Here is a 325-nt window from a genome sequence, read left to right as displayed (position 1 = left end):
CAAGTGTCGGTTCCTGTTCGGACAGATGGAAAGGCTTTTGTGATTAGTGGATTCCCTCAAATCGTCAAGGTGAATGAAAAAGCAGAAGTACCAGAAGAAAAAGCAGGAAAAGAACGAGAGGAAATTCATGAAATCACTGTAAAAGAAGACATTCGAGAATTTTTACCAACCTTTTTTAAATCCTATACGACCGCAACACAAAAAGAACTCGCGTATGTTTTAGCCAATACAGATATTAAAGGGTTAGAAGGAGCCATGAAATTTGAAAATGTACTTTCCTCTAAGATTTATCCAGGAAAAACAAAAGGCACATATGAGGTACAAA

Annotated in this window: 1 protein-coding gene; it reads left to right on the top strand. The window is 36.9% G+C overall.

Annotation, left to right across the window (positions count from 1 at the left end; genetic code table 11):
* Positions 1 to 325, top strand: a 325-nt coding sequence (locus RT27_RS32130) for a conjugal transfer protein (RefSeq protein WP_043939493.1), incomplete at both ends; no start/stop codon positions are given.

Source organism: Bacillus sp. L_1B0_5, from assembly GCF_000836715.1.
Taxonomy (GTDB): domain Bacteria; phylum Bacillota; class Bacilli; order Bacillales; family Bacillaceae_G; genus Bacillus_A; species Bacillus_A thuringiensis_S.
Note: the sequence above shows the minus strand (reverse complement) of the source record. Positions and strands in the feature narration are given on the sequence as shown.